Origin of the sequence: Pseudomonas sp. s4 (assembly GCF_046764235.1) — a bacterium.
Lineage (GTDB): Bacteria > Pseudomonadota > Gammaproteobacteria > Pseudomonadales > Pseudomonadaceae > Aquipseudomonas > Aquipseudomonas asiatica.
In genome coordinates this window covers 970,648-996,263 of record NZ_CP177209.1, presented here as the reverse complement: position 1 = coordinate 996,263, position 25,616 = coordinate 970,648, and the positions used below count along the sequence as shown (strand labels likewise).

Genomic DNA, 25,616 nt, shown 5'->3' with positions numbered 1-25,616 from the left:
GTCGGGTACTGGAGTATTGTTGTGGAATTCACATGAACGGCCAGTTCAACAGCCTTGCACCGATGGCAGCCGAGGCAGAAAATTCGGCAGCTGAAACGATTAATCTGACCAGGCGGCCACGTTACTCGATAATCTGCCGATGAAAAAGCCCCATCCTGTCGGACAATTGCGACAATGGTCGTCTGCGCGTGGCGCCCTCGCCGGGTCAAACTACCCGGTCAGGGCTCACAGCCAGCCCCGGTAATAACAAGGAAAATTCGGTGAAACTCAGCGATATCGCCCGTCTGGCCGGTGTGTCCGTGACCACTGCCAGCTACGTCATCAATGGCAAGGCCGAACAGCAGCGCATCAGCAACAGCACTGTCGAGCGGGTACGCGCGGTGGTCGAGGCCCACGGCTTCACCCCCAACCCGCAGGCCGCTGGCCTGCGCAGCCGGCATACCCGCACTCTGGGCTTCATTCTCCCGGATCTGGAGAACCCCAGCTACGCCCGCATTGCCAAGCAGCTCGAACAAGGTGCCCGCGCCCGTGGCTACCAGTTGCTGATTGCCAGCAGCGACGACCAGCCCGACAGCGAGCGCCAGTTGCAACAGCTGTTCCGCGCCCGCCGTTGCGATGCACTGTTCGTCGCCAGCTGCCTGCCGCCAGAAGACGACAGCTACCGCGAGCTGCAGGACAAAGGCCTGCCGGTAATCGCCATCGACCGCCGCCTGGACCCTGCGCACTTCTGCTCGGTGATCAGCGACGACCGCGACGCCAGCCGCCAGCTGGCCGCCAGCTTGTTGAGCGCCGCCCCGCGCAGCATCGCCTTGATCGGCGCCCGCCCCGAGCTGTCGGTCAGCCAGGCACGTGCCGGTGGCTTCGACGAAGCCCTGCAAGGCTATGCCGGCGAGGTTCGCCGCTATCAGGGCGAAGCGTTCAGCCGAGAGTGCGGCCAGCGCCTGATGCAGCAACTGATCGATGACCTTGGCGGCCTGCCGGATGCCCTGGTGACAACCTCCTACGTGCTGCTGCAAGGGGTGTTCGACACCCTGCAGGCGCGCACTGCCGACTCACGCCAGCTGCAGCTGGGTACCTTTGGCGACAACCAGTTGCTCGACTTCCTGCCGCTGCCAGTCAATGCCATGGCCCAGCAGCATGGCCTGATTGCCGCCACCGCGCTGGAACTGGCACTGGCCGCGATCGAGGACAAACGCTACGAACCTGGCGTGCATGCCGTCGGTCGAACGTTCAAGCAACGCATTACAGCGGCCTGAATATGCGCCTGATCGACACCCACACCCACCTGGACTTCCCCGACTTCGACGCCGACCGCCAACAACTGCTGGCCAACGCGGTGTCGCGCGGGGTGGAGAGGATGGTGGTGCTGGGGGTGTACCAGGCGAATTTCCAGCGGGTGTGGGACCTGGCCTGTGCCGACCAGCGCCTGTTCGCCGCGCTCGGCCTGCACCCGATATACCTTGACCAGCATCGCCCGGAGCACCTGGCGCAGCTGCGCGAGTGGCTGGAGCGCCTGCGCGGCGACCCACGGCTATGTGCCGTGGGCGAGTTTGGCCTGGACTATTACCTCGAAGACCTGGACAAGGCCCGCCAGCAGGCGCTGTTCGAAGCGCAACTGCAGATGGCCTGCGACTTTGAACTGCCCGCCCTGCTCCACGTGCGCCGCAGCCATGCGCAGCTGATCGCCACGCTCAAGCGCTACAAGCCGGCGCGGGCGGGGGTGATACATGCGTTTGCCGGCAGTTACGAAGAGGCCCGCGAGTACATCAAGCTGGGCTTCCGGCTTGGGCTTGGCGGTGCGGGTACCTGGCCGCAGGCCCTACGGCTGCGCAAGACCCTGGCGCGGTTGCCGCTGGACAGCGTGGTGCTGGAGACCGATGCGCCGGACATGGCGCCGGTTATGTTCCCCGGGGTAAGGAACAGCCCGGAACACCTGCCGGAGATTGCCGGGGCGCTGGCGCAGGTGATGGGTGTGGAAGTTGGCGAACTGGCTGAGGCCAGTAGTCGCAACGCTTGCGAGTTGTTTCGCTGGTAGCAGCTGTGTGCCCGTGCCGGACTCTTCGCGGGTAAACCCGCTCCCACAGGTACAGCGCTACCCTCAGGATTTGCACAGCCCCTGTAGGAGCGGCCTTGTGTCGCGAAAGGGCCGCAACGCGGCCCCGGCAATCTATGCGGCGAAGCTGAAAACCTGGGGCTGCTACGCTCCCGCAAGGAGCCGCGCCTAGCTTCAGATCAGACTAGAACCGTCCACAGCGCAAACCCGGCATACCACAGCACCGCACAGCGCAGCAGCAGCTCCCACAGGCTGTCGAGCCGCCCCAGCCCGCGCTGGCTGTCTTCTTCTTCGGGAATGTCATCGGCAATGCGCCCGACCCTGGCAACCAGGTGGGCGGCGCTGATGTGCCAGTTGAGCACCTCGTGCAGCATCACCCGGGTGACCGCGAGAAAGTTGCCGACCAGGGCGAAACTCAAGGCCAGCACCCGTACCGGCAGCCAGTCCATGATATGCCTGAGCTGCTCGGCACGGGCCTTCAACGCCGGTTGCTTGCTGTGTTCGCCACACAGAGCCAGCAAGCGATAGGCCAGGGCTGCACCCGGGCCCAGCACGAAGTACCAGAAGATCACCGCGAAAAAGCCTTGGTACACCTGCCACAGCAGGTTGCCCTGCACCTGCACCAACAGGCTTTGCGGCTCGTCGGCCGCCAGACCTAGGTCGCGCTCGGCCACGTGCAGCGCGGCCTGGTCATCACCGCGCCGCCAGGCATCACGGAACGGCCCCATCGATGCCTTGGCATCGCCGCGGCCCAGACTGTAGATCAGCACCAGCAGGTGCACCGGCAACGCCAGCAAGCCATACGCCACCGGGTCCAGAACATGCAGCAGCAAAACCAGCAGCGCTACCGGTGCCAACACCAGAATGGCCAGCGTCCACCATGGGTGCACCTTGCCGCTGCGCTCCAGGCGCACCAGTTCGCCGAGGAAGAACCCATCTCGCTGCACCTGATGGCGCAGGGCCGAGAACTTCTCGACCCAAAGCGCCAGCAACAACACCAGAAAACTCATGCCTTTTCCTCGTTTTGCTGCAGCGCCTTTCGGTAGCGCGGCCAGTCGAAGGCCGGGCCGGGGTCGGTCTTGCGCTGCGGGGCAATGTCGCTATGGCCCTGGATGCGGTCCAGCCCGATGGCCGGCCAGGCACCGCGGATGTGCCGGGTAAGTTGCTCCAGCACCGCGTACTGGGCATCGGTATAGGGCAGGTCGTCGGTGCCTTCCAGTTCTATACCGATGGAGAAATCGTTACAGCCTTCACGCCCGTCGAAGCACGACACACCAGCATGCCAGGCGCGGTCGAGCAACGACACGAACTGGGTCACCGCACCGTCACGCTCGACGAACAGGTGCGCCGATACGGTCAGGTGATTGATGCTGGCGAAGTACGAGTGCTCATTGGGGTCCAGGCGGTTCTGGAAGAATTGCTGGACCTTGCCGGTACCGAAGCAGGCCGGCGGCAGGCTGATGTTGTGAATAACCAGCAGGGAAATCGATTCGCCTTCGGGGCGAGCATTGAAGTTCGGCGAGGGGCAGTGGGTGATTCCGATTCCGTGGAACCAGCCAGTGGCACGGTCCAATTGCATGGGGCAGATCCTGAGAGCGCCGTGAACAGGTCAACAGTATGCCCTGCGGCCAACGGCGTTTGCATGTGAATCATTGTAATGCTGTGGGAGCGGGCGTGCCCGCGAACACCGGCGCAGCCGGTGCCATCCACCGCGGCGCTTGTTTCGCGGGCACGCCCGCTCCCACAGAGATCGTGCCAGCTTGCAGATAATGCGCAAGACAGTTGTACCTACCGCCGCAGCCCGTCGAGCACCGCCTCAAGCGCCCGCTCGAACAAAAGCCCGTCATCCAGCACCCGCACCTCACCTCGATGCAGTGCCCGGGCCAGGCTGGCCCCGTTCCATTCGCGTACTTTCATGCCGGTGCGGTTGGCGAACACCAGCCGGTCGCTACTGTCGACGCGCGCCACCAGTTTGCAGCGCAGCGGTTCGTCCTCGTCCAGCACTTCTACCCAGGTACCGATACGCAGGCGCTGCACCTGACGCACGGCGACAGCCTGCCCGTCGGCAAACTGCGACGGAGCACAAGCGGGTTCCTCGGCAATCGCCAGGACGATGTCCTCGGCCACCAGCACTTCGCTCAAAGGCTGGCCCTCAGTGCCGGGCTGCATCGCGGTACCCGCGCAGGCACGCAGGTGCAGCTGTTCCAGTTGCAGGAAGAATTCGCGGGTCGCTGCCGAGTCCAGGGCCACGCTGGCCAGGCCATCGCGCAGTGCCTTGAGCAGGCCCGGTACCTGCTGCAGCAAGGCATGCGGCTCATGCGGCGGAGTGATGCTGGCCAGCAGCGTGTCCATCGTCTGCAAGGCATCCCGCCAGGCCTGGGATGCTTCACCTTGCTTGAGCCAGGCCAACAGCAGTACCTGGCTCCAGGCTTGCACCAGCATCTGTACCACCACCTGCGGCAATAACCTGCCGCGCAGCCGTTGGTTGAGAGCATGCTGCACCTGCTGCCTGGCCTGCAGTGTTCGGGCACGCCCTTCTTCGGCGTCGCGGGTGCGTTGTTCGAGCAGTTCGTTGCGCCGCCGCTCGTCCTGGTTAAAAGCGAGGAAGTCTTCGAGCAGTTCGGAGAACAGGCTGGTATCTTCGGCAAAATCATTGAGAAGGCGCTGGACGATACGCTCCACCCGCAGGTGCAGGCTGTCACGCATACCGTCGCCGCCACATTCCCAGCCGATTGCCGCGCCAGCGATCTCGTTGAGCAGCCGGCGGGCCGGGTGGCTGGCACGACTGAGCAGCCCCTTGTCCAACAGGGCCACTTTAAGCAGCGGAATGTGCAAACGCCCGATCAGCGCACGCAGGCTGGCCGGCAAGTTGTCGTCGTCCTGGATGAAGGCGAACAGCAGGCCAACCAGGTTGATCATGTCCTCGTCGGCAACATCGATACGCCGGCGTGTGCCGCTGCGCACGCTGACCCGCAACAGCAATTGTTCAAGCTGTTGGCCAAGTTCGAAATCGTCGGCCTCGTGGGTAGCGGGCACATAGTGCTGCAAATGCGAAAGCAGGCGCAGCAGGTCGGCGGTGCTGATTGGCTGGGCGGCGGCCACCGCCTGCAAACGAGGCGCGAACTTTCCACGCACCGGGGCCAGCAGTGTTTGCAACGAGGCAAAGAAAGCCTGCCCTGCCGCGTCCGAGCCCACCTCGTGACCCAGGTTCGCCGGCCCACGACCTGCGCTCATGCGCCGATCTTCGGCACGCCGACGTGGTGCCGACGGCAATTCAGGCAGTACACCGGCGGCGGCCAGCAACTGGTTGGCTTCGCCATAGATCACGTCGGCATCGCGCAACACATAGCGCTCGAACAGTTTGAGCAGGACCAGCTTGACCCGCAGGCCAACCCCCAGGTTGCGGCCAGCGTCGAGGAAGTAGCCGCACAGCGCTGCGGGCCCCAGCGGGTTGTGCTGCTCGTGCAGGGGGCGGTCGAGCAGTACCTGCAAGCGCAGGCCCAGTTGCTGCAGGGCAATACCGTCGCGTGACAGCACACGCGCGACCATGCCTTCTATCGCGCCAGCCCGTTCCACGTGGGCCTTGCTGCGCAGGTTGCCCGGCTCGACCATGTGCGCCAGCAGGTCAACCTGGCCGATACGGGCAAAGGCATCATAGAACGTGTCGAGAAAACCGCGCTCGATGCTCTTGCGCTTCAGGCGCAGGTCGCGCATGGCTTCGAAGTACAGGTTCTGGTCACCGCGGTCCAAGGCCTTGTCGGCCATCTCGAAGAGGGTGTCGTCAGCATTGTCGAACAAGCCCTGCAGGCCCTGACGCAACTGCAAGGCGGCCTTGTCGCGCACCTGCAGGAGCAATACCGGAAGGCAAGGCAGAGGCGTACGCCCGCCTCGATCGATGGCTGCCGCCAAGGGCACCACCTTGCCTTCTTTTTGCATCCTGTACTCCTTGCAGGGTGTCTCGCCCGAAGGGGCTGAAGATCGTCAAAGTCATGACGCCAAATACTGGTCACCATTATCGGTAAAAATCCGCATAGCTGCCAGCGCCGTTTCACTTGCTGGCTAATGACCCTGATTTACCCCGCCTGCTCACACCGGCCGACTAAAGGTCATCGCCAAGGCGACTGTACACACCGGCCCCCTGCCCTATAATCGCCGGCATCTAGCTTGTGGAGCCGACCATGCCGAACCTACGCCTTGCCGACCTGACCGCTGAAATCGAAGCCAACGTGCGCCGTGCGCTGTTGGAGGACATCGGCAGTGGCGATATCACCGCGCAGTTGATCCCGGCCGAGCGCCTGGCCAAGGCGACCATCATTACCCGCGAAGACTGCGTGATCGCCGGCACCGCCTGGGTCGATGCCGTGTTCCGCCAACTCGACCCACGCGTGGCCGTGCACTGGCAGGTGGCCGATGGCGAGCGCGCCACGGCCAACCAGCCGCTGTTCCATCTGGAGGGCCCCGCGCGTTCGCTGCTCAGTGGTGAGCGCAGTGCATTGAACTTCCTGCAGATGCTGTCGGGTGTCGCCACTCGTGCGCGCTTCCTTGCCGACCTGGTGGAAGGCACCCAGGTACGCCTGCTGGACACCCGCAAGACCCTGCCGGGCCTGCGCCTGGCGCAGAAGTATGCAGTGACCTGCGGCGGTTGCGACAACCACCGCATCGGCCTGTACGACGCCTTCCTGATCAAGGAAAACCACATCGCAGCCAGCGGCGGCGTGGCCGCGGCCGTGGCGGCGGCGCACCGCATTGCGCCGGGCAAGCCGGTGGAAATTGAAGTGGAAAGCCTGGATGAGCTGCGCCAGGCACTGGCCGCTGGTGCCGACATCATCATGCTCGACGAGCTGACCCTGGAAGAGATGCGCGAAGCAGTGCGCATTACTGCGGGCAAGGCCAAGCTGGAAGCCAGTGGCGGGGTCAACGAGACGACCTTGCGGGTGATTGCCGAGACTGGGGTGGACTACATCTCGATTGGTGCCATGACCAAGGATGTGAAGGCGGTGGACCTGTCGATGCGTTTGAGCCTGTAAGCTGATTGCAGGCATGAAAAAACCGGCCTCAGGGCCGGTTTTTTCATTGGGGGCGCTCTCGGATCAGAACGAAGCGTTGGCCAGCCCATCCAGGTAACGCTCGACATCCAGCGCCGCCATGCAGCCGGCACCGGCCGAGGTAATGGCCTGGCGATAAACGTGGTCGGCCACGTCACCGGCGGCGAACACGCCCTCGATGTTGGTGGCGGTGGCATTGCCCTCACGGCCGCCGTTGACCACCAGGTAGCCGTCCTTGAGGGTCAGCTGGCCTTCGAACAGCGAGGTGTTCGGGGTGTGGCCAATGGCGATGAACACGCCGTCGACCTTGATTTCGTCGCTGCTGCCATCGTTGTTCTTCAGGCGCGCACCAGTCACGCCCATGTTGTCACCCAGCACTTCGTCCAGGGTGGCGTTGAGCTTGAGCTCGATCTTGCCTTCGGCCACACGGGCGTGCAGCTTGTCGACCAGGATCTTCTCGGCGCGGAAGGTATCGCGACGGTGTACCAGAGTCACCTTGCTGGCGATGTTGGCCAGGTACAGCGCCTCTTCCACGGCAGTGTTGCCGCCACCCACCACAGCGACCGGCTTGTTGCGGTAGAAGAAGCCGTCGCAGGTGGCACAGGCCGAAACACCCTTGCCCATGAAGGTTTCTTCCGACGGCAGGCCCAGGTAGCGGGCGCTGGCGCCAGTGGCGATGATCAACGCGTCACAGGTGTACTTGCCGCTGTCACCCTGCAGGGTGAAGGGTTTGTTGGCCAGGTCGACGGCGTTGATGTGGTCGAAGACGATTTCGGTTTCGAAACGCTCGGCGTGTTCCTGCATGCGCTGCATCAGCGCAGGCCCGGTCAGGCCGTGGGGGTCGCCCGGCCAGTTGTCGACTTCGGTGGTAGTGGTCAGCTGGCCACCGGCCTGCATGCCGGTGATCAGCAGCGGCTTGAGGTTGGCACGGGCGGCATACACCGCGGCGCTGTAACCGGCAGGGCCGGAACCGAGAATGATGACGCGCGAATGACGTACTTCAGACATGTCGAACTCCTGTCGAGCGGGCCGCAGGGCCGGCATCGGTGTACCGGCTGCGCCTGCCTGGAAATTAAAAAGGACCCACGCAGCACTTGGGGAAGGCTACAACGCGCAGGCCCATAAAGCGGAAAGTGAGCGCACTGTAGCGAGGTCGCAAAGATTAAGGAAATATCCTTCGACAATCCACCTCATAGCCATCGTCTATTCAGCGATTTGATCGATAGCCAAGCCCTGCTGCTTTTGTTACAGCCCGTTTCCCGCCCGCTGCCCGCCTTTCGTCGGCGCGGCAAACTCGGTAAGGTCAGCGCGTTTTCCTTCTCTGCGGAGTCTCTCGATGCAAGCCCCTGTACTCTCTGGCCCCCAGTACCTGCGCGAAGGCCTGAAACTGGTGCTGAGCCCCAATCTGCGGTTGTTCGTGCTGCTGCCGCTGGCGGTCAACCTGCTGCTGTTTGGCGGTCTGATCTACTTCGCCGGCCACCAATTCAGCCTGTGGGTGGACGCCCTGATGCCGAGCTTGCCGAGCTGGCTGAGCTTTCTCACCTACATCCTCTGGCCGCTGTTCGTCGCCCTGGTGGTGCTGATGGTGTTCTTCACATTCACCCTGGTGGCCAACATCATCGCCGCGCCGTTCAATGGCTTTCTGGCGGAAAAGGTCGAGGTTGTGGTGCGTGGCGAGGACAATTTCCCCGCGTTCAGCTGGGGCGAACTGGTGGCCATGGTGCCACGTACCTTCGGCCGTGAAATGCGCAAGCTGGGCTACTTCCTGCCGCGGGCCATCGGCCTGTTCATCCTGTCGCTGATCCCGGTGGTCAACGTGGTGGCGGCGCCGCTTTGGCTGATCTTCGGGGTGTGGATGATGGCTATCCAGTACATCGACTACCCGGCGGACAACAACAAGATGAGCTGGCAGGACATGCTCGCCTGGCTGCGCCAGAAACGCTGGCAGAGTCTGGGCTTTGGCGGCATTACCTACCTGGCGTTGATGATCCCGCTGGTGAACGTGCTGATGATGCCGGCGGCGGTGGCCGGGGCTACGTTGTTCTGGGTGCGGGAGCGGAACTGAAGGGGCGAGGGGCTGCAGGGCAGCCCCTTTCCGCAGATTGCATTTTCAAAAGTCGGAGAAACTGTAGGGCTCGAGGGTGGCAATCTGAGAAAGCAGTATTAGATGCTCCACTGCCTTAACCTTCTCAAGGTTAGCAAGGTCGCTTGAGCCGCCGAACGCCAGGGCTGGAACGAACCCATACATTTCATCATGCTTTAGCATGCCCAGTTTTTTCTTTGCTGGCTCGAACATGCCATCAAAGTCAACAGACGCCTTCTCTTTCCCAAGGAAGAAACCTTGCACTTCCCTGTCCATATCCGCCGCCGTCAACTCATATTCACTTCCCCTATATCGTGAAATATGAGCCAAAATCTTTACTGAGAAACCCGTTTGCTCCCCAAAGAGATACAGGTCACCAAATGCACCGCGAGCGATCAGGTGGTATCTATCCCACCTCTCCAATATTGTGCCTTCGATAAGCGAGGCAGTTACCTCTTCATATTCCTGGGGATTGACAGTCCAAAATATCCCGTCACCATATCCGCACCAACCGTGCTCACACCAATACTCTAACAATTTGTTCGGCAAGATCCCTCTGTATCGATCCAGACTTGAGAGAGGAACCTCCTGTCGAAAAAACGGCTCACCAACTTGCTCTACAAACAGGGAAAAAATCTCATCCACGGCGAAACCCTCAAGCAACTAGCATTTATGCAGTTTTACATTTAACAGGCCTGACCCCACACCCGATCTTGAAGCTTTCTCGGCAGCAGCTTTCAAACCATAAACTCTGCTTTTCCATTGTGGGCCTATGCTCGAGTTAACTTGCCTGTCGCCAAAGTCAGAAATAGTATCCCGTCCACCGGCGATCAAGTCAGGATTATGCAAAGCTGCGAGAGATGACATGGTTTCCTTTGCTTGCTTCACCGAGAGCTTTCTAGCTTCAATGGCACTCATAGTTTTCATCAGATCCCTCTGAATCCTCTCCTGCAACTTATCATAAAGTTCCTTTCTCGCTATTTTTGCAATGCGCGGATCTCGCTTGGCCGGATTAGCGATATTTTCGAGAAACTCTTCAACCGTCAGCCGATTCAACCCATCCTGCTGCCCCTTCAACTGCCGTTCAAACTCGCCATGCTTGGCGGGTGGCAATTTGTCGGCCTTGAAGCACGCCACGGTATGCAACGGCATGCTACCGGGCTTCCCTGTCGAGGGCTCCTTGTCTTTCCCTGCCGGCCGATCAGGCTGCATCGGTTGCGGCTCACCCACCGCCCCCTTGCGCCGCTCCGGCACCTGCAGGTCCGGCCGTTTCTTCAACCCCTCTTCATGCTTGAGCATCCATTGCCCCAGCCGCGCACCTTTGCGGCTGGCCGCCATCTCCTGCGCGAGCACCCGGGCATCACCGCGGCCGCGGGTGAGGTACGACACGATCGCCCCCAACAACAGCAGCACGACTTCCACGTGGGCTTGGGCAATCTGATGCGTCGCCCGGGATATCGCATAGGGGTCGTCCCGGCAGAGCGGGCCCGTGCCTTCATTGCCGCAGGTGCCTTCCCAGGCGAAGCGAATGCCGTCGACGTAGTACTCGCCGATACGCGGCAAGCCCTCGATGAAGAACTCGGCGATGGAAGCCAGCCCTAGCGCGCCGAGGATCCAGCCACTGACCTTGAGGCCCATGGCCGCGCCCGCGCCGGCAAACGGAATGGTTCCGGCGCCGCCGGCGAATGCGCCAACCCCCGCGCCAAGCAGGCCACCGGTAATGGTGCTGCCGGCGACGATCATCGCCATCTGCCGCACGACCATCAGCAGTTCGTCGACGATGCTGTTGATGTCGAGGTCGGCGAAGCGCTGGCGCAGCATGTGCGCCGCCTGCCATTCGGCGTGGTAGAAGGCGGTGCGGACGGCTTCTATCCGGCGCAGGTTGAGGCCTAGCGAGGCGACCTCTTCATTGAGGCTGGTGCGGAACTGGCCACCGCTTTGGTAGCCCACCAGGGCGATGACACGTGACTCGATCTCGTGCCAGGAGGGCACGAGGTAATCCAGGTACATGAGGTGTCTCCCTGACAGCGTGGGCAGGGGGAAATCCCATCATGGATTCGGATCGGAGGTTTCTGAGTCAGTTGTAGGAAAATGCGACTTCTTTTACAGCAGGTTCAGCGAAGTTGAGCTGTTCAGCCGGCACCATGGACAAGGTTGGGGATCTTTGTCGTGCCTGAGATCGAGCCCCATCTGGGCGGGGGCTCGACTGCATAGGCGCTACAAACCTCAGGCCATATCAAAGACTCAACTGGCTGGAAAACTGCCCCACCACATCCACCACCCGCTTCGCACCATCCTGAATCTCGACGATCACGCTCCCTGTCTCGTCCGCCAGTGCCAGGCCCTGCTCGGCCTGGCGCTTGCTGGTGTCGATGATCGCCACTGCCGCTTGGGCCAGTTGCTCGTTCTGCTGTACCACGCGGGCGATTTCCTCGGTGGCGGTGCTGGTGCGCGAGGCCAGTTGGCGCACTTCATCGGCAACCACGGCAAACCCACGCCCTTGTTCGCCAGCGCGGGCCGCTTCGATGGCCGCGTTCAGCGCCAGCAGGTTGGTCTGCCCGGCAATGTCGCTGATGGTCTTGATGATCGAGCCGATCACCCGCGACTGGGTATCCAGTGCCTGGATACCCTCTGCCGCCTCTTGCATCGACGCTTCCAGCCCGCGCATCACGCTGACGCTCTGGGTGACCACATCGGTGGCCTTGCGGGCACTGGCATCGGTACCCAGCGAGGTGTTGTAGGCGACATCCGCCGCCTCGGCCACCGCCTGCTCCTGGTTGACCTGATCGGTGATGACGGTGGCGAACTTCACCACCTTGTACAGCACGTCATGGGCATCGAAAATCGGGTTGTATGAAGCTTCCAGCCAGACCACCCGGCCGTGGGCATCGATACGCTTGAAGCGGTCGGCAACGTACTCGCCACGGCGCAGCTTGTCCCAGAACGCCTGGTAGCCGGCCGAGTTGGCCTCCTCCGGCTCGCAGAAGATGCGGTGATGCTTGCCCCGGATCTGCTCCAGGCGGTAACCGACAGCGCCCAGGAACCGGTCGTTGGCAGTGAGGATGGTGCCATCGAGATCGAACTCGATCACCGCGGTGGAGCGCATCAGGGCCTTGATCAGGCTTTCGTGCTCGCGGGAGGTCTCGATGGTGCGGGTAAGGTCGCTGGAATGCAGCGTGAAATACTTGATGCGCCCCTCGCTGTTCTTGACCGGCTGCAGGATGGACCGTAACCAGGCTTCCTGGCCATTGCCACGCAGCAGGCGGAATGCACCGTTCAGGTGTTCACCGCGGCTGATTGCGCCCTTCATGCGCTGGTAGAAATCCAGCGTCTTCACATGGGCGGGGACGATGTCCTCGATGTTGCGCCCAAGCAATTGTTCGGCACGGTAGAGCATCTCGCTCTCGAAGTTGCCGTTGACCATCTCGATCCGCCCCTGTGGGTCGAGTTGCAGTACCAGCATCTCGCTGTCGAGGCTACTCTTGACCTGCTCGATGGACATCAGGTCTTCGCGCAGCTGCCGTATTTCTTGCTTGAGCTTGTTGTTGAACATCACCGCTCTCCTGGAGCGCATTGTCGAATGCATCTTCATCGGCTGCCGATGCCCCCTCTTGAGCACCCATGCAAGGAAAAATTCACAAGGCGAAAAGCGTCGGCGATCAGGCGTCATCTGTACGTCACATGACAGTCACATTGGCGCAATCCAGCAGGCGGACACTTTTTGTCATGAATACACCCGCCCTACGCATTTCCCTGGTCAGCGAAACCTTCCCACCCGAGATCAACGGCGTGGCCAACACCCTTGGCCGCCTCAGCGAGGGGTTGCGCCAACGCGGCCATGAGATCGAAGTGGTGCGCCCACGCCAGGCCGGAGAAGCACCGCGGCACAGCGACCCGAACCTGATGCTGTGCCGTGGCTGGCCACTGCCTGGCTACCCGGGCTTGCAGTGGGGCGAGGTATCGATGCACAAGCTGTTGCGCCGCTGGCGTCGACAGCGCCCGGATGTGCTGTACATCGCCACCGAGGGGCCGCTTGGGCTCAGTGCACTGCGCGCGGCCCGGCGCCTCGGGGTTGCGGTGGTCAGTGGCTTCCACACCAACTTCCCGCAGAATTCCGGCCAGTACGGGCTGGGCCTGCTGACGCGCCTGCTCACCAACTACCTGCGCTGGTTCCATCGGCGCACGGCGATCACCCTGGTACCCAGCCTCAGCCAGCGCCTGGAGCTCGAACGCCGTGGCTTCGAACGCCTGGAGCTACTGGCCCGGGGGGTCGATGCCTGCCTGTTCAACCCGGCCCGGCGCAACCCCGCATTACGGGAAAGCTGGGGGCTCGGCCCGGATGATATCGCCGTGCTGCATGTGGGGCGGCTGGCGGCAGAAAAGAACCTGGGCTTGCTGCGCCCAAGCCTGGAGGCCCTGCAGAAAGCTTATCCACACAAACGTCTGCGCCTGATCATGGTCGGTGACGGCCCGCAGCGTGCCGCCCTCGAACAGCAGGTACCGGATGCCATGTTCTGCGGCGCCCAGCGTGGCGAGGTGCTGGCCGAACACTATGCCAGCGGTGACCTGTTCCTGTTTCCGAGCCTGACCGAAACCTTTGGCAATGTGGTGCTCGAAGCCATGGCCTCCGGGTTGGCGGTGGTCGCCTATGACGAGGCGGCCGCCGCGCAGCATATTCGCCATGGCCATAGCGGTGCGCTGGCCATGCCGGGGGATCAGGCGGCGTTCATCGATGCAGCCTGCTGGCTGCTGGAGGAAGAAGAGACGTTACGGCGGGTGCGCCTGAATGCGCGAAAGCATGCCAGCCACCAAGGATGGCCAGGGATTGTCGAGCAGTTTGAGGGGTATCTGCATGCAGCCCGGAACCAGGCTGCGACCTCGCCAGCTTCGAGGCTGGGTGCTACGCGATCTGTGTAGGAGCGGCCTTGTGCCGCGAATGGGCCGCGAAGCGGCCCCAGGCATTCGGCATCATGGCAGCCATCGTGGGCCGCGCTGCGGCCCATTCGCGGCACTAGGCCGCTCCTACAGGGACCGCGTCAGGCGCTTCAGGCCAAGGCTTTCTCGATAGCCTGCACCACCGCAGGATCATCCGGCGCAGTGCGCGGCGAAAAACGCGCCAGCACCCGCCCGTCCTTGCCCACCAGGAACTTCTCGAAGTTCCAGGTAATGTCGCCCGGGAACTCTGCCCCCTCACCCGCCAGCAGGCGGTACAGCGAATGGCGCTGCGGCCCGTTGACCTCCAGCTTGGCACCCAGCGGGAAGCTCACCCCGTAGTTGAGGCTGCAGAACTCCTGGATTTCCTTTTCGCTGCCAGGCTCCTGCCCGGCAAACTGGTTGCACGGCAGGCCAAGCACGTTGAAGCCCTTGTCCTTGTAATTCTGGTAGAGGTTCTCCAGGGCCTTGTATTGCGGCGTGAGACCACACTTGGAGGCAACGTTGACCACCAGCACCACTTGGCCCTTGAACGGTGCGAGGGGCAGCTCCCCGCCGTTCAACGCGTCCAGTTTCAGGTCGTGAAATGCACTCATGATGAATCCCCTCTCAGGTTCCCGGTTGCCGCGCAGGCGAATTACGCCCACTAAAAAGGCGCTCGTCCAAACCGTCCACCTCCCGTAGGAAGGCAAATCGGCTTGCCCGAGCGCCTGGCGACTTTCTGAGCTTAGCGCAGAAAATCAGTGGTGATGGCCACCTTCACCGTGGATGTGGCGGTGAGCGATTTCTTCGTCGCTGGCATCACGAACGTTGACCACCTTGACCTGGAAGGTCAGACGCTGGCCGGCCAGCGGGTGGTTGCCGTCGACAGTCACGTCGTCGCCGTCGATGTCGCGGATGGTGACGATCTGCATCTGGCCATCCGGCGCCGAAGCGTGGAACTGCATGCCCACTTCCAGTTCGTCGACACCTTCGAACAGGCTGCGGTTCAGGGTGCTGACCAGCTCGGCCAGGTATTCGCCGTAGGCATCTTCCGGCTCGATGGAAACGTTCAGCTCGTCACCGGCCTGCTTGCCTTCCAGGGCTTTTTCCAGGCCCGGGATGATGTTGCCGGCACCGTGCAGGTAAACCAGCGGTGCACCGCCGGCGGAGCTGTCGATGGTCTCCCCGGCGTCGTTGGTCAGGGTATAGTCGATGGAGACAGCCTTGTTGGCGGCGATCAGCATGGGGCAAGACCTTTTGCAAAAGTATGTAGAGCGGACAAGTGTAACCAAGCCATCGCCCGATTGCGAACGCACCGCGGACGAGCAACGGCCCATCAGTCGGATCACCGGCTTCCACCAGGACGAAGAGGGCCACTGGGTGGCCGAGCTGTCCTGCGGCCACACCCAGCACCTGCGCCACCAGCCGCCGTGGCAGGCGCGCCCCTGGGTGCTCGACCCGGCCCAACGCGCGCAGCGCATCGGCCAGCCTTTCGCTTGCGGCTGGTGCGCACAAGGGGCCGATAGCGCTACCCTTGGCCGTTAATTTCTTGCACCGCTTATTTCGAGAAGCACGCATGCAGACATTTTTCATTGCGCCGACCGATTTCGGTGTCGGCCTGACTTCCATCAGCCTGGGTCTGGTGCGCACCCTGGAGCGGGCCGGCCTGAAGGTCGGCTTCTTCAAGCCGATCGCCCAGCCTCACCCGGGTGACACCGGCCCCGAGCGCTCCACCGAGCTGGTTGCCCGTACCCACGGCATCAAGCCCCCTGTGCCGCTGAGCCTGTCCCATGTCGAGCGCATGCTGGGCGATGGCCAGCTGGACGAGTTGCTCGAAGAAATCATCCGCCTTTACCAGCAAGCCTGCATCGGCAACGACGTGGTGGTGGTCGAAGGCATGGTGCCCACGCGCCACGCCAGCTATGCGGCGCGGGTCAACCTGCACCTGGCCAAGAGCCTGGATGCCGAGGTGATACTGGTATCGGCGCCGGAAAACGAAGTGCTCAGCGAGTTGTCCGGCCGGGTCGAACTGCAGGCCCAGCTGTTCGGCGGCCCGCGCGACCCGAAGGTGCTCGGGGTAATCCTCAACAAGGTGCGCACCGACGAAAGCATGGCGGACTTTTCCACCCGCCTGCGCGAGCACTCGCCACTACTGCGCGGTAACGACTTCCGCCTGCTGGGCTGCATCCCCTACCAGCCTGAACTGAACGCCCCGCGCACCCGCGATGTGGCCGACCTGCTCGGTGCCCAGGTGCTCAATGCCGGCGACTATGAACAGCGGCGCATGAGCAAGATCATCATCTGCGCGCGTACCGTTGCCAACACGGTGCCACTGCTCACCTCGGGTACCCTGGTGGTGACCCCGGGCGACCGCGACGACATCATCCTCGCCGTCAGCCTGGCGGCGATCAACGGCGTCCCGCTGGCCGGCCTGCTGCTGACCAGCGACAGCAAACCTGACGCGCGTATCCTTGGTCTGTGCCGAGGTGCCCTGCAGGCCGGCCTGCCGATCCTCTCGGTCAGTACCGGCTCGTACGACACTGCCAACCAGCTCAACTCGCTGAACCGCGAAATCCCGGTGGACGACCGCGAGCGCGCCGAATTCATCACCGACTTCGTCGCCAGCCATCTCGACGCCGCTTGGCTGCACCAGCGTTGCGGCACCCCGCGTGAATTGCGCCTGTCGCCAGCCGTGTTCCGCTACCAGTTGATCCAGCGGGCACAGCAGGCGAACAAGCGCATCGTCCTGCCGGAGGGTGCCGAGCCTCTGCTCGTTCAGGCAGCAGCCATCTGTCAGGCTCGCGGCATTGCCCGCTGCGTGCTGCTGGCCAAGCCTGAGGATGTCGACGCGGTGGCCCGAGCCCAGGGCATCACCTTGCCACCGGGCCTGGAGATTCTCGACCCAGAGCTGATTCGCGGGCGCTATGTGGAACCGATGGTCGAGCTGCGCAAGAGCAAGAACCTCAATGCACCAATGGCCGAGCAGCAACTGGAGGATCCGGTGGTGATCGGTACCATGATGCTGGCTCTGGACGAAGTGGACGGCCTGGTCTCGGGCCTGGTGCACTCCACCGCCAACACCATCCGCCCGGCACTGCAACTGATCAAGACCGCACCGGGCTCGAGCCTGGTGTCGTCGGTGTTCTTCATGCTGTTCCCCGAGCAGGTGCTGGTGTACGGCGACTGCGTGATGAACCCACACCCGAGTGCTGTCGAACTGGCCGAGATCGCCCGGCAGAGTGCCGAATCGGCGCAGGCCTTCGGCATCGCGCCACGGGTGGCGATGATCAGTTATTCAAGCGATTCGGCCAGCGACGAGGAAGTCGAGAAAGTACGCGAAGCGACCCGCCTGGCACAGGGCGCGGCGCAGGAGCTGCTGATCGACGGGCCGTTGCAGTATGACGCGGCGGCCAACCCGGCGATTGCACGGGAGCTGGCGCCGGGCAGCCCGGTAGCCGGGCGGGCGACGGTATTCGTGTTCCCTGACCTGAATACCGGCAACACGACCCACAAGGCGGTGCAACGCAGCACCGACGGGGTCAGCCTGGGGCCGATGCTGCAAGGGTTGCGCAAACCGGTGAACGACTTGCCGCGCGGGGCTCAGGTTGACGATATCGTGCATACCATTGCCCTGACGGCGATCCAGGCCAGCGTGGGGGGTTAAAAGCTGGTGCTGCTTTGCAGCCCATCGCCGGCAAGCCAGCTCCCACAGGATTTGCATAGCCCTTGAGCCTTGTGCAGTACCTGTGGGAGCTGGCTTGCCGGCGATGGGCCGCAAAGCGGCCCCAGGGTTGATGCCTTACTGCTGAACCTGCCCCTGGTCATACTGCTGACCCGGAATCGGCTTCAGGTTCACTTCCACACGGCGGTTCTGCGCACGGCCATTGGCGTCGGCGTTGCTGGCGATCGGCTGGTCCGGGCCCATGCCACGTACAGTGATACGCGAGGCATCCACACCCTGCGAGGTCAGGTAGGTGCTGACCGCCTGCGCACGGCGCTGGGACAGGTCCATGTTGTGCTGGCGGCTGCCAGTGCTGTCGGTGAAGCCGACCACTTCGATGGTGTTCTGGTTGAACTGCTTGAACGAGCCAGCCAGGTTGTTCAGCGGCGAGTAGAAGCTTGGCGCGATGTTGGCCGAGTCGGTTGCGAAGGTGATGTTGCCCGGCATGATCAGCTTGATCTGGTCACCCTGGCGCTGAACTTCCACACCGGTATTGGCCATTTGCGCGCGCAATTCGGCTTCCTGCTTGTCGGCGTAGTAGCCATAACCGGCTGCAGCGGCACCCACGGCAGCAGCGCCGATCAGTGCGCCCTTGCCACGGTTGTTGTGGTCGATGGCGGCACCGGCGATAGCACCGGCCAGCGCGCCCAGGCCGCCGTATTTGGCAGTTTTGCTCATCCCGGTGGAGCCCTGCGCCTGCCCTTGGCTGTCATAAGGGTTCTGGCCGGCACAGCCGGTCATCAGGGCAGCGGCGGTTGCGACGATAATCAGACGACGCATGGTGAACATGGACAAGCTCCTACTGAATTCATGAATGCGACAGATCATAAAGGGATCTATGCCAGCCTTGGATTGCATCGGCGCCGAAAAATTCCGTGAAAGTGCCTTCATGTGCCATCAGGCACGCACAAAGGGGTTCTCGCGCATTTCGTCGCCCAGGCGGGTATCAGGCCCGTGGCCGGTCACCACGATGGCCTCTTCGTCCAGCCGGTACAGCCGCTCCCTGATGGAACGGACGATGGCCCGCTGGTCGCCACCCCACAAATCGGTACGGCCAATGCCCCGGCGGAACAGGGTATCGCCGGCGATCAGCAGCTTGGCGTCGGCAAACCAGAAACTCATCGAGCCTGGCGTGTGGCCTGGCGTATGCAGGGCCACGCCACATCCACAGGCCAGCTCCTCGTCATCCCCCAGCCAGCGGTCTGGCGCGGGTACCGGAGTGTAGGGCACGCCGAACATATGGCACTGCATTTCCAGGTTGTCCCACAGCGACTGGTCGTCCTTGTGCAAGTGCAGCGTGGCGCCGGTCAGCTCCTTGAGCTTGCCCGAGGCGAGGAAGTGATCGAAGTGCGCGTGGGTGTGGATGATGCTCACCAGCGTCAGCCCGTGGGCCTGCAGGCGGGCCAGGATCTTGTCCGGGTCACCGCCCGGGTCGACGACGATGGCCTTTTTGGTCAGCGGGTCGCCGATCAGGGTGCAGTTGCACTGCAGGGGGCCTACGGGGAAGGTTTCGCGGATGAGCGCTGACGATGGATTCTGCATAGGGAATACGGGAACCGGTTAATCGAAGAGGGTCTGTACGCGAGCCAGTGCATCAAGGATGACGACCTCGGGTACCGACTCTATGCGTTTGGCAAATCTGGCTTCAAGGTCGACTGTGCGCACCTGATTGCAGAGCATCACGCCCTGAGTCTGCGTACCCGCACCGCTGAGCGTGACGGCGAAACCCGCATGCCTGGCAAAATCGCCACCTTGAGTGATCGGCACTACCACAGCCAGGCCTGACGCATTGAACGCAGCGGGAGTGAGCACCAGCGCAGGTCGCCCAGCACCCTGCTGCTCCCGTCCAACAGTCGGATCGAGATTGATGCGGACGATATCGCCCCTGGCGAACTTCACCCGTTTCACACTTCACGCCCTACTGGTGGCATCGCGTTCCAGTCGGCCATGTCCTCTGGCTCCGGTGCATCCAGGTCGCACTGAGCCATCAGCTCTTCAAGGGTGTATTTGGGTTTCGACCTGACGGGTTTGAGCACCATGGTCTCACCCGCGGTGTCCAGGCTCAAGGTAGAGCCGACTCCGAGACGCATCTGCTTGAGCACTGCAGCCGGCAAGCGAATCGCGGCGCTGTTACCCCACTGTTGAATCTTGATCTGCATGAGTATCTCCCAAGGTAGATACATAGTAGAAACCCTCCAAATGATTGCAAGCGAAATGTAGAGACGTCGTATCTACACTGTCATTTGCCCGGTATGGACAAAAGCCCTGCAACCTCAAGAAGGAAATGCCCTACATCACCTTGTGAACCTACTTTCCAGCTGCAAAAATTTGAAACGCAATCCTTGTCAGTTTCAAGGCAAAAACAACCTGAACAACCCACCCCCAAGCGCGCCGCCATTGGAGATCTCGATCCGCCCGCGCACCCCGCCGCTTTCATGCAGTGCCGCGATCCGCGCCGCAAAATACAGGCCAAGGCCGGTACTGCCGCTGGTCGAGTCGATACCCTGGATGAATTCTTCCTGGCGTTCGAGCATCCGCTGTGGATAACCCGGGCCGTCATCGTTGACGCAGATGACCAGCTGGTTGTCTGCCTCTTCGATGGTGATCAGCAAGGCATGCGCGGCAAAGCGGGTGGCGTTGGTGATCACGTTGGCGATCACCGAGGCCACCAGCTCGCGGTCGAAGAAGCCCAGCGGGTTGTCGGTGTCGATGCGCCAGGTGGCTAGGATGTCCTTGTGCTTGAGCACTTCCTCGTGTGCCGCCAGCTGGGCTTCGATGAAATCGTCCAGTTCGTGGTAGTCCGGGCACACCGGCAACTGGTTCACGCCCAGTTTGTACAACCCCAGCAACTGCACCAGCATGCCGTTGAGGTGACGAAACTCATGCTCCATCACCCCTTGCTCGGCACCACCGCGCAGCTCCTCGGGCAAGCGCTGCATCCACTGGTTGTGGGACTGGATCAGCGCCGACAGGGAGTTCTTCAGGTCGTGCACGGTGGAGGCGATCACCGTGGAAAAATCCAGCCCCTGGTTGTCTTGATTCATGCGCCGAACACTCGGATGTGCAGTTTGCGGTAGCGGTCGTAGCGGTTGTCGCTGGCGGGGATGCCGGCCACGCTGGTCAGGGCGTCGCGGCACTCCTGCATGATCGCGGGCTGAGGGTTGTCTCCGCCGATGCGCAGCAGCGCCTGGGCAGTGTTGAGGGCGATGCTGATGTTCTTCGGCTGCAAACCCAGCGCCTTGCGGAACAGCTGCAACGCCTCGCCGAGCTGCCCTCCCTGGTAACTGCGCACACCCTGGCGATTGAGGGTGACAGCTTCGGTAATGGCGTTGAGCACGCTGGGGTCGTCCGTCAGCTTGCCGACCCTCTCCATGACCTTGGGGTCGTCGCCATAACTTTCCACACAGCTCTTCAGCACGCCGATGGCAGCAGCTTCCTGCCCCATGGCCTGCAACTGCACGGCAACGGTCAGAGCCGAATCGACCGAGAAGAACTGGTTCATCTTGTCCAGACGCTGGATCGCCTGTTCGGTCAGCTTTGCAGCCGTTTCAGGGTCGCCGGCCTGCTGCAGGCTGGCGGCCTTCATCATGCGGGCACGCACCTGCAGGCCTTGGTCCTCGGGGTTTTCCTTGGCCACTTCGCTGAGTGTGCTGTTGATCTCGACCCGTGTGCGCGCATCCAGGCCAAAACCGGCATTCCTGCTCATCAGCGCCTGCACCAGGCCCAGGTTGTTCTCGGCGTCCTTGTAGCGCGAGCTCTGGCCCTGATTCACCGCATGGCGAAATGCCTTCGAGGCACTCTCGAAGTCTTCGTTTTCCAACGCCAGCTTGCCCAGCGTCGACTGCCGGCGCACCGATAGCGGCGACAGGCGCACGGCTTCTTCAAGCATGTTCTGCGCACGCCTGGTTTCGCCTTGGGCCACCAGCACCTCGGCCATGCCATCGTACAGGCCCGGCATGATCGGGAAGGCCTTGAGCGCCTGCTCGTACACGCCCTGGGCCTGGGCATTCTGGCCACGCTTGTGCATCAGGCTGCCCAACGCCGAGTAGGCCCATGGCTGCGGGCGGCTGGCCAGGATGGCCTTGAGGAACTTCTCCAGTTCCTCGAAGCGGTTGAGGTTGCGCAAGGCATCTGCCCGATAGCGCAGGCACAGCGGGGCCAGGCGTGGGTCGCGCTTGCACAGCTCGGCGCAGGCAGCCAGCACTTCGGCCGGGCGATTGCGGTCCAGGGCCTGCAGGATCGGCTTGAGCAGGGTCTTGCGCTGGTACAGTTTCTCGACACGCTGGGCCAGGCCAACTCGGTTGAACGGCTTGGTCAGATAGGCATCAGGCTCGTGCTCGATGGCGCTGAGGACAATGGCCTGGCTGCTCTCGGCCGTGACCATGATGAATATGCACTCATGGCTGATGTGCTTGTCGAGGATCAGGTCTTCGAGCACCTGCTGGCCGTTCTTCTTGCCGTCGCCCAGGTGGAAGTCCTGCAGGATGACGTCATAGCGCTTTTGCGCGCACATGCGCAGCGCCTGCTCGCCGCTGTCGGCGGTGTCCACATCACGCACGCCCAGTTCGCGCAGCATGGAACGGGTCGACGTACGAAAGTCGGTAAAGTCGTCGACGATCAGAAAGCTCTTTTGCCCGTACTGCAGCATCAACACGACCTGCCTTGGAATGATTGAAAAATCGCGCGAGGCGATGCCACCGATAGCTGTATCGGCAGCTGGTCGGGAAAGATGAGGGTAGAGCACTGGCGGCCACGAGCCACGGCCTCGAGCCATCACTTCAACGAGCAAGACCTTGCTGGGCCAATATCACACCAGCAGCCCCAGGGACTTGGCCTTCGCCACCGCCTGGGTACGCCGTTCCACCCCCAGCTTGCTGTTGATATGGCTGGCGTGGGTTTTCACCGTGTGCAGGGAAATGAACAACCGCTCGCTGATCTGCTGGTTGGAACAACCCTGGGCAATCAGCTCGAGCACGGCCAACTCGCGGCTACTCAGGGCTTCGCCGCTGCCGATGCTGGCGCTTGGTATCTGCGGCAGGCGCTTGAGCAACTCGGCCTGCACCGGGCAGGCAGCAACTGCCTGGAGCTGTTCGAGAAGCCACTGCGGGTGCTGCTCCAGCAAAGGCTGGAACGGTTGCAACACGCCGCCCTGGGCTGCCACCAGCAACCGTGGCAACAACTGGGCGGCCTGCTCTTCCCGACCTTCGCCCAGCAACAAGCCAAGCCACTGGCACATGGCACTGACGCTGAGCATCATGCCGCCACTGGCCTGGCCGCGCTCGACCAGGCTGGCCAGGCGTTGCGCCGCGTCGTCGCTACGCGACTGGATACGCTCGAGCGATGCCTGCTGCAAGGCGATGTGCAACGGCAGCAACGGGTGGAACTCCGGGGCCGCCGCCGGTTGCTCGCCGCCATAGGTCTGACCCAGGCGCAGCAGCCAGGACTCGGCCAGGTCGATGCGCCCCTGGGCCAGCCACAACTCGCATTTGACCAGGGTGATCATGGCCAGGTAGTAGACCGGCGGCACATCCCAGATGTGCATCAGCCGCTCGGCCTCGGCCAGTTCGGCAAAAGCCTCGGCAAAGTGCCCTTCCCGGCCATCGAGCGTAGCGATCACGCAGTGGCCGATGAGCACACTGATATCACGGCAGGCCCGCGCCTCGCCCAGCCCCGCACGCAAGCGGGCACGGCCCTGGGACGGCTGCAGGCGCGATACCAGCAGGTAGCCTTCGTAAAGCGTCAAGCGGGCGCGCACGGCATACAGCCGCTGTGCCGACAGCCCTTGCAGGCGTTGCAGCCCCTCGCGCACTTCGTCCAGTGCGCGCAACACCTCGCCACGGGCATGCAGCACCCGCGCCCGGTCGTAATGGGCCAGGGCCTCGAACAACGGGTTGCCGACACGCTGGGCCAACTCCAGCGCCTCACGGTTCCAGCCGCGGGCCCGCCAGAAATCGCCATCGGCTATCGCCAGGTTGGACAGCGTCGACAGGCATACCAGGCGTTGGCCATAACGCTTGCTCGGCAAGCTCTGCAGCGCTTCACCGCAATAGGCCAGGGTGCGCTCGCGATCACCACGGCCACGGGCGATCACACCACTCAGCGCCAGCCACTGGGCCAGCATGGACTTTTGCGCGGTTGCCGAAGGCGCGGGCAGGAAGCGGCTGAGATACCCCGCCAGGTCCTCGGCCGCGTCCAACTGGCACGCCAGGCCCAACGCCCAGCTGTACAGCACGATCAGCCGCGGCGTGCTGATCAGCAGGCTGTCGGGCAGGTCCATCTTCCAGCGCAGCAACATGCCGACGTTCTGTTCGGCCAGCAGTTGCTCCTCGGACAGGCTCTGCACCAGGTCGGCGGCGACATCGAGGTAACCGGCGCGCAGGGCCTGTTCTACCGCTTCGTCCAGCAGGCCCTGGCTTTCGAACCAGCGGCAGGCACGCAACTGCAGGTCGGCCAGCGGCTCGCTGGCCTGGCGGCTGCGCAACAGGTCGGAGAACAGGTGGTGATAGCGGAACCAGTGGCCATGCTCGTCCAGCGGCACCAGGAACACCTGGTGCGCCTGCAAGAAACGCAGGATCGCGGCACTGTCGTGGCGGCCGCGTACGGCATCGCACAGCGGGGAGCAGAAACGTTCCTGGCAGGCCGTTTCGTACAGGAAGGCCTGTACATCGGCGGGCAGCATGTCGATGACTTCTTCCAGCAGATAGTCACGGATCAGGCCCTCGCCGCCATGCAAGGCCTGGGGCAAGGCCTGCTCGTCAGCGGACTCGCTTGCCGCCAGCTGCCAGAAACGCAACCCGGCCACCCAACCGTCGCTGCGCTGGATCAGGTTGTCCAGGGCCTGGCCACGCAGGCCGGTGGGTTGACGGCCGATCACCGCCAGTGATTCTTCGGTAGTCAGGCGCAAGTCCTGCTCGTTGAGTTCGACCAGTTGCCGCGACAGGCGCAGGCGCGCCAGGTGCCAATCCGGGCGTTGGCGGCTGGTGACCAGCAGCACCAGGCCGGGGGGCAGGTGATTGAGGAAGAACTGCAGGCAGCGGTCGAGCACCGGCCCCTGGGCCAGGTGATAGTCGTCCAGCACCAGCAACAAGGGAGTATCGGCTTGCAGGTACAGCGCCAACTCGTCTAGCAGGCCGTCGAGCCATTCCTCGAAGGCGAACGGCTGGTGGCGCTGGCGCATTTTCAGCAGGCCCATGGCCTGGCCGCCCAGCGCCGGGCAGTACTGCTGCAGGCCTTCGAGCAGGCGTTCGAGGAATCGGCCAGGGTCGGCATCCCGTTGGCTCAGGCCCAGCCACAGGCTACGCCAGTGCTCGGGCAGCGCTTCGCAAAATTCGATGGCAAGGGAGCTTTTGCCGAACCCCGCCGGGGCGTTGACCAGTAACAACCGCCCGCCGAGACCGGCTTGCAGCCGCTGGCACAGGCGCAGGCGCGGCACATGGCCGTCCGGCAAGGGCGGCCGGAAGAAACGCCCGTCCAGCAGGCCCAGGGCCTGGCTGGTGAATCCATGCGTACGGGACAGATCTGTCATGGCCGGCTCGTTCTGGTTGGAAGACTACGGCGGTATGGATGCTTGCGAGACTAGCGGGTAACGCTACGCATTTGAAGATGATGGGCGCAATTCCACTGGAAAAGACTGCGACAAAAAGCAACATGACTAATGGACAGCGGCTGGGGCGGGGGTTTGGGGAGGTATTCACCAGCTTTATTGCCTGTTCCGGCCTCTTCGCGGGTGAACCCGCTCCTACAGGGATTGCGCAGGCTTCAAGCCCAGTGCAGTACCTGCGGGAGCGGGCGCGCCCGCGA

At 62.9% G+C, this 25,616-nt stretch carries 22 protein-coding genes and 2 pseudogenes; 7 read left to right on the top strand and 17 right to left on the bottom strand.

Going from position 1 to position 25,616, the window contains the following annotated elements; genetic code table 11:
• Positions 1-260 precede the first annotated feature (260 nt).
• Complete coding sequence (cra, locus tag ACK56M_RS04670) at positions 261-1,256, top strand: catabolite repressor/activator (RefSeq protein ID WP_004376064.1); 996 nt, start codon at positions 261-263, stop codon at positions 1,254-1,256.
• 2 nt (positions 1,257-1,258) lie between these two features.
• Positions 1,259-2,035 (top strand): TatD family hydrolase, encoded by a 777-nt coding sequence (locus ACK56M_RS04665; RefSeq protein WP_289805414.1) that lies wholly within the window; start codon positions 1,259-1,261, stop codon positions 2,033-2,035.
• Positions 2,036-2,232: 197 nt separating this feature from the next.
• On the opposite strand, the gene ampE is transcribed toward ACK56M_RS04665, so the two are convergent.
• From ampE to ACK56M_RS04650, 3 genes are all read right to left on the bottom strand, one after another.
• On the bottom strand, positions 2,233-3,063 hold the full coding sequence (gene ampE, locus ACK56M_RS04660; protein WP_015268975.1) for a regulatory signaling modulator protein AmpE: 831 nt from the start codon (positions 3,061-3,063) through the stop codon (positions 2,233-2,235).
• The gene (ampD, locus tag ACK56M_RS04655; protein ID WP_096009897.1) at positions 3,060-3,632 is read right to left on the bottom strand and encodes a 1,6-anhydro-N-acetylmuramyl-L-alanine amidase AmpD; all 573 of its coding nucleotides are present in this window, start codon (positions 3,630-3,632) and stop codon (positions 3,060-3,062) included. The genes ampE and ampD overlap by 4 nt, the downstream gene beginning before the upstream one ends.
• 209 nt (positions 3,633-3,841) lie before the next feature.
• On the bottom strand, positions 3,842-5,989 hold the full coding sequence (locus tag ACK56M_RS04650; RefSeq protein ID WP_208211068.1) for a DUF1631 domain-containing protein: 2,148 nt from the start codon (positions 5,987-5,989) through the stop codon (positions 3,842-3,844).
• Positions 5,990-6,231: 242 nt separating this feature from the next.
• Here ACK56M_RS04650 and nadC point away from each other — a divergent pair, with 242 nt between their 5' ends.
• Positions 6,232-7,080, top strand: a complete 849-nt coding sequence (gene nadC, locus ACK56M_RS04645; protein WP_004376060.1) for a carboxylating nicotinate-nucleotide diphosphorylase — start codon at positions 6,232-6,234, stop codon at positions 7,078-7,080.
• 63 nt (positions 7,081-7,143) lie between these two features.
• Here the strand turns inward: nadC and trxB are convergent, their stop codons facing one another.
• On the bottom strand, positions 7,144-8,106 hold the full coding sequence (gene trxB, locus ACK56M_RS04640; protein WP_015268972.1) for a thioredoxin-disulfide reductase: 963 nt from the start codon (positions 8,104-8,106) through the stop codon (positions 7,144-7,146).
• Positions 8,107-8,434: 328 nt separating this feature from the next.
• Here trxB and cysZ point away from each other — a divergent pair, with 328 nt between their 5' ends.
• On the top strand, positions 8,435-9,163 hold the full coding sequence (gene cysZ, locus ACK56M_RS04635; protein WP_015268971.1) for a sulfate transporter CysZ: 729 nt from the start codon (positions 8,435-8,437) through the stop codon (positions 9,161-9,163).
• Positions 9,164-9,208: 45 nt separating this feature from the next.
• On the opposite strand, the gene ACK56M_RS04630 is transcribed toward cysZ, so the two are convergent.
• The 4 genes and pseudogenes from ACK56M_RS04630 to ACK56M_RS04615 all read right to left on the bottom strand — a co-directional run.
• Entirely contained in the window at positions 9,209-9,826 is a 618-nt protein-coding gene (locus ACK56M_RS04630; RefSeq protein WP_411959267.1) for a GAD-like domain-containing protein, read from the bottom strand.
• An 18-nt stretch (positions 9,827-9,844) separates the two neighbouring features.
• Positions 9,845-11,191, bottom strand: coding sequence for a DUF6861 domain-containing protein (locus ACK56M_RS04625; protein WP_096009882.1), 1,347 nt, complete (start codon positions 11,189-11,191; stop codon positions 9,845-9,847).
• Between the two features lie 226 nt (positions 11,192-11,417).
• Positions 11,418-11,777 (bottom strand): annotated as a pseudogene (locus tag ACK56M_RS04620) (methyl-accepting chemotaxis protein); the annotation flags it as partial.
• A gap of 228 nt (positions 11,778-12,005) precedes the next feature.
• Positions 12,006-12,605 (bottom strand): annotated as a pseudogene (locus tag ACK56M_RS04615) (PAS domain-containing protein); the annotation flags it as partial.
• 302 nt (positions 12,606-12,907) lie between these two features.
• On the opposite strand from ACK56M_RS04615, the gene ACK56M_RS04610 reads away from it, so the two are divergent.
• Positions 12,908-14,098, top strand: a complete 1,191-nt coding sequence (locus ACK56M_RS04610; protein WP_411959266.1) for a glycosyltransferase family 4 protein — start codon at positions 12,908-12,910, stop codon at positions 14,096-14,098.
• Between the two features lie 128 nt (positions 14,099-14,226).
• On the opposite strand, the gene ACK56M_RS04605 is transcribed toward ACK56M_RS04610, so the two are convergent.
• Together ACK56M_RS04605 and ACK56M_RS04600 are read right to left on the bottom strand one after the other, a co-directional pair.
• Entirely contained in the window at positions 14,227-14,709 is a 483-nt protein-coding gene (locus ACK56M_RS04605) for a glutathione peroxidase (protein ID WP_015268966.1), read from the bottom strand.
• Between the two features lie 144 nt (positions 14,710-14,853).
• Positions 14,854-15,339, bottom strand: a complete 486-nt coding sequence (locus ACK56M_RS04600) for an FKBP-type peptidyl-prolyl cis-trans isomerase (protein ID WP_003259610.1) — start codon at positions 15,337-15,339, stop codon at positions 14,854-14,856.
• Here ACK56M_RS04600 and ACK56M_RS04595 point away from each other — a divergent pair.
• Together ACK56M_RS04595 and pta are read left to right on the top strand one after the other, a co-directional pair.
• The gene (locus ACK56M_RS04595) at positions 15,338-15,640 is read left to right on the top strand and encodes a DUF3565 domain-containing protein (protein ID WP_015268965.1); all 303 of its coding nucleotides are present in this window, start codon (positions 15,338-15,340) and stop codon (positions 15,638-15,640) included. The two genes, ACK56M_RS04600 and ACK56M_RS04595, sit on opposite strands and share 2 nt — an antisense overlap.
• A 31-nt stretch (positions 15,641-15,671) precedes the next feature.
• Positions 15,672-17,759 (top strand): phosphate acetyltransferase, encoded by a 2,088-nt coding sequence (pta, locus tag ACK56M_RS04590; RefSeq protein WP_015268964.1) that lies wholly within the window; start codon positions 15,672-15,674, stop codon positions 17,757-17,759.
• A 135-nt stretch (positions 17,760-17,894) separates the two neighbouring features.
• Here pta and ACK56M_RS04585 read toward each other — a convergent pair whose 3' ends face one another.
• The 7 genes from ACK56M_RS04585 to ACK56M_RS04555 form a co-directional block, all read right to left on the bottom strand.
• Positions 17,895-18,605 (bottom strand): OmpA family protein, encoded by a 711-nt coding sequence (locus ACK56M_RS04585; protein ID WP_015268963.1) that lies wholly within the window; start codon positions 18,603-18,605, stop codon positions 17,895-17,897.
• 108 nt (positions 18,606-18,713) lie between these two features.
• Positions 18,714-19,358, bottom strand: a complete 645-nt coding sequence (locus tag ACK56M_RS04580; RefSeq protein ID WP_411959265.1) for an MBL fold metallo-hydrolase — start codon at positions 19,356-19,358, stop codon at positions 18,714-18,716.
• Positions 19,359-19,376: 18 nt separating this feature from the next.
• The gene (locus ACK56M_RS04575; RefSeq protein WP_015268962.1) at positions 19,377-19,724 is read right to left on the bottom strand and encodes a type II toxin-antitoxin system ChpB family toxin; all 348 of its coding nucleotides are present in this window, start codon (positions 19,722-19,724) and stop codon (positions 19,377-19,379) included.
• Positions 19,721-19,999, bottom strand: coding sequence for an AbrB/MazE/SpoVT family DNA-binding domain-containing protein (locus ACK56M_RS04570; RefSeq protein ID WP_003259615.1), 279 nt, complete (start codon positions 19,997-19,999; stop codon positions 19,721-19,723). Before ACK56M_RS04570 ends, ACK56M_RS04575 begins: the two co-directional genes overlap by 4 nt.
• Positions 20,000-20,167: 168 nt before the next feature.
• Positions 20,168-20,860, bottom strand: coding sequence for a sensor histidine kinase (locus tag ACK56M_RS04565; RefSeq protein ID WP_015268961.1), 693 nt, complete (start codon positions 20,858-20,860; stop codon positions 20,168-20,170).
• Complete coding sequence (locus tag ACK56M_RS04560; RefSeq protein WP_015268960.1) at positions 20,857-22,464, bottom strand: tetratricopeptide repeat-containing response regulator; 1,608 nt, start codon at positions 22,462-22,464, stop codon at positions 20,857-20,859. The genes ACK56M_RS04565 and ACK56M_RS04560 overlap by 4 nt, the downstream gene beginning before the upstream one ends.
• A 159-nt stretch (positions 22,465-22,623) precedes the next feature.
• On the bottom strand, positions 22,624-25,341 hold the full coding sequence (locus ACK56M_RS04555; RefSeq protein ID WP_015268959.1) for a LuxR C-terminal-related transcriptional regulator: 2,718 nt from the start codon (positions 25,339-25,341) through the stop codon (positions 22,624-22,626).
• Positions 25,342-25,616: the final 275 nt, after the last annotated feature.